This window comes from Pseudovibrio sp. WM33, assembly GCF_001623165.1.
GTDB lineage: Bacteria > Pseudomonadota > Alphaproteobacteria > Rhizobiales > Stappiaceae > Pseudovibrio.
Map to the genome: position 1 here is coordinate 2,408 of NZ_LMCK01000053.1, position 608 is coordinate 3,015.

A 608-nucleotide genomic window follows, 5' to 3' on the forward strand; every position below is an offset into this window, starting at 1 on the left:
TGCATGGTAGCTGTCTTCCGGTCCCCCGGTGGAGATGGCCAGCACAAGTTCTCTACCCACCAGTTTTTTGCCGCCCGGGCCGTATGCAAAGCCGTAGGTCAATACCTGATCCTGCCATGCTTTAAGAACGGGGGGAGCGGAGTACCAGTAAAACGGAAACTGGAAGACGATGCGGTCGTGGGAGAGCAGGAGTTGCTGCTGTTCTTCAACGTTGAAACTCATTGTTGGGCCACCGACACGGGTCAGATCAAGCACTGTGATGTCGTCGGTTTCGGCAAACGCCTCAAACCAGGAGCGGTTGATGCGGGACTTGTTGAGATCGGGATGGGCGGTGAGCACGAGGATTTTCATAGGGGGGAGAGCCTCTTTGAATTTCTGATGCTGTCTTTATAGGCGGATGGCCCCATGCTATTAATTGCCTTAATATCGATCTGATAGATGTATGGAATCGAATAATGCGTCTCCCCCTTGCCATGTTGGAAGTGTTCAACGCCATTGCTCAGAATGGCAGCCTCAAAGGCGCTGCTGTGGCACTTGGCATCAAACCGTCCACGGTGTCTCATCAGCTGGTAATCCCCCCTGAAATTGATCGAGTTTAAAAGTAGAGA

General features: G+C 52.3%; 2 protein-coding genes. Both read right to left on the reverse strand.

Going from position 1 to position 608, the window contains the following annotated elements; genetic code table 11:
* Window positions 1–351, reverse strand: a 351-nt coding sequence (locus PsWM33_RS09720; protein ID WP_193778386.1) for an NAD(P)H-dependent oxidoreductase, incomplete at its 3' end; no start/stop codon positions are given.
* Window positions 348–608, reverse strand: a 261-nt coding sequence (locus PsWM33_RS28845) for a hypothetical protein (protein WP_446737445.1), incomplete at its 5' end; no start/stop codon positions are given. The genes PsWM33_RS28845 and PsWM33_RS09720, both read right to left, overlap by 4 nt.